Origin of the sequence: Kitasatospora sp. NPDC057936, assembly GCF_042887525.1 — a bacterium.
GTDB lineage: Bacteria > Actinomycetota > Actinomycetes > Streptomycetales > Streptomycetaceae > Kitasatospora.
In genome coordinates, this window is record NZ_JBHVPD010000054.1 from 37,056 (window position 1) to 39,336 (window position 2,281).

Genomic DNA, 2,281 nt, shown 5'->3' on the forward strand with positions numbered 1-2,281 from the left:
GGGGGGGGGGGGGGGGGGTGTTTGGGTCCTCCGCGCACCACGCTGGGCTGGGTACGGGGGGTGGGGGGGGGGGGGGGCGCGGGGGCCCCCCCCCCCCACGTCCACGTCACGAACATAAGCCATCGCTCTTTATATGTCGAACAACTACCTATCGCCGGGTGTCCGACCCCGCCTCCTGCGCAGGCGGGGATCAGGCGGCGCGCTGGCCGTGGAGGAGGAGGGGGACGGCGTGATTGGTGAGCGCTTCGGCGAGGCGGGCGGCCTGGGCGGGGGCCATCACCTGGCCGAGCTGCTGGACGGGGACGAAGCGGGCGCCGAGCAGTCCGCTGCGGTGCTGGGGCGGGACGATGAGCTCCTGGGCGGTGGTGCCGCCGTCGAAGACGAGGTTGAGGCGCTCCAGGTAGCGGTCGGCGGGGGTGAAGTCGACTGCGAGGACATGGGTGAGGCGCCGGGCGATGCCGGTCTGGGCGAGGAGGTGGTGGGCGGCGGCCTCGTGCGGGGGCTCGTTGGGGCGGGCGGCGCCGCCGGGGAGGATGAGTCCGTCCATGTAGTCGGGGTCGACGAGCAGGACGTCGCCGCGGGGGTTGCGGACGAGGGCGAGGCAGCCGAGCCGGCACACGGGAGGCTTGGCGAGGAGGCGGGGGTCGCGCATGGGGGGGTGCTACTTCCTGTTCCAGAAACACCAGTTGATCAGGGCAGCGAAGCCGAGCAGCCAGGCCAGGCGGACGGCCAGTTCAGTCGTCATCGGCGGCGAGGCGCTCGAAGTGCAGCCCCTTGCGAAGCAGTTCGACAATCCGGAGGACTTCATCGACACGGGCCGCCCCGAGAGAGATCAGGTAACAGCCAGTGCGGGACCCGAAGTACCAATCCACCTCCAGAGAGGGCAACTTGGCCCCACCGAGAGCAAGGACCGCCGCCAAGTCATCGGCAACGAGGGCGGCTTCACGGCGCTGCTCGGCCGTCGCCCGCTTGAGCATCGAGGTCATCACACACCGGTCCTGCGGTGCACCTCGAACATCCGCCACGCCGAGAACGCGGCACAGAACGAGCGGAAGGAGGCCAGCTCACCGGTCGAGCCACAGCGCAGCCACTCCCCCGTGACCTCGTTCCGCACCCGGTAACACCGGGCATCGGAGTCCCACCGCACCCCGTAGCCGTGGAGTCTGGACAGCACCATGAGAGCACCCTTCGCAATCAAGCATTTACGCTCTGTCGAGAAAAGGGTTGCGGATCGCCCCTTGCGTGGGGAAGCATCTGTAGTCGCCAGTTCAAGTTGGTTCAGTTGGGAAACACCGTGAACCGCAAGAGGCTTGACCCCACATCGTCCCCGTACGCATCGCTCGGGATCCAGCTGCGTCGCTTCCGTGAGGCACGCAAGCTGCTCCAGACCCAGCTCGGGACCGCGATCTCCTACTCCGGCGCGTACATCTCCAGCATCGAGCGCGGCGTCCGCGCGCCCAGCCGCAAGTTCGTGGAGGTCGCCGACGCGTACCTGGACACCGGCGGCACCCTTGCGCTGATGCTCGACCAGCTCGAACACAGCATCCTGATAGAGGGATTCCCCGAGTACGCCGACAAGGAAGCCGAAGCCGTCGCGATCCGGCTCTTCCAGATCGGCGTCATTTCGGGGCTTCTGCAGACCCCGGAGTACGCAGCCGCCTACGAGCAGGCCTTCGTCAGGCGCGGTGCCGTCACCCAGCAACACGCTGACGAGCGCGTGAAGTTCCTGCTCGCCCGGCAGGCCAAGCTCGAACGCCCCTCTCCTCCCCACATCCACGCCGTGCTGGACGAGTGGAGCCTGAGGCGGCCGATCGGCGGACGATCCGTAATGATCGGCCAGCTCGCGCACCTCGAACGCCTCACCGAGCAGCCCAGCATGACCATCCAGGTCGCACCGATCAGCCTCGGCGAGAACCGCCCTTTCGCCCACCCGGTGACTCTGCTGACGATGCCCAACCGCTCTCTGCTCGGCTACTCCGAGACCCACCAACGCGGCATCCTGGAACGCAATCCGGAGACGCTCGCCGGCTGGGCCAAGGACTACGATCGACTCCAGGTTGAAGCGCTGCCCCTGGCCGCGTCGCTGGAGCTGATCCGCGCAGTACGGAAGGACTTCGAAAGTGCACCCTGACCTATCAAGTGTTCACTGGCGCAAGAGCACCTACAGCGGCGGCGGCGGTGAGTGCATCGAGGTGGCCCCCGGCTTCACCGGCGTCATGCCCGTCCGCGACTCCAAGGACCCGAGCGGCCCCGCCCTCATCTTCCCCACCGCCGCCTGGCA

The 2,281-nt window shown here is 68.2% G+C and carries 5 protein-coding genes; 2 read left to right on the forward strand and 3 right to left on the reverse strand.

What is annotated here, in order from left to right; genetic code table 11:
* Positions 1–190 precede the first annotated feature (190 nt).
* From ACFVU9_RS26065 to ACFVU9_RS26075, 3 genes are all read right to left on the reverse strand, one after another.
* On the reverse strand, positions 191–652 hold the full coding sequence (locus ACFVU9_RS26065; protein WP_387597252.1) for an NUDIX domain-containing protein: 462 nt from the start codon (positions 650–652) through the stop codon (positions 191–193).
* Positions 653–734: 82 nt separating this feature from the next.
* The gene (locus tag ACFVU9_RS26070) at positions 735–986 is read right to left on the reverse strand and encodes a hypothetical protein (RefSeq protein WP_387597254.1); all 252 of its coding nucleotides are present in this window, start codon (positions 984–986) and stop codon (positions 735–737) included.
* Positions 986–1,177, reverse strand: coding sequence for a hypothetical protein (locus ACFVU9_RS26075; protein ID WP_387597257.1), 192 nt, complete (start codon positions 1,175–1,177; stop codon positions 986–988). Before ACFVU9_RS26075 ends, ACFVU9_RS26070 begins: the two co-directional genes overlap by 1 nt.
* Positions 1,178–1,294: 117 nt before the next feature.
* Between ACFVU9_RS26075 and ACFVU9_RS26080 the strand changes: the two genes are divergently transcribed.
* Together ACFVU9_RS26080 and ACFVU9_RS26085 are read left to right on the forward strand one after the other, a co-directional pair.
* On the forward strand, positions 1,295–2,131 hold the full coding sequence (locus tag ACFVU9_RS26080) for a helix-turn-helix domain-containing protein (RefSeq protein WP_380502375.1): 837 nt from the start codon (positions 1,295–1,297) through the stop codon (positions 2,129–2,131).
* Positions 2,121–2,281, forward strand: a 161-nt coding sequence (locus ACFVU9_RS26085; RefSeq protein ID WP_387597307.1) for a DUF397 domain-containing protein, incomplete at its 3' end; no start/stop codon positions are given. The genes ACFVU9_RS26080 and ACFVU9_RS26085, both read left to right, overlap by 11 nt.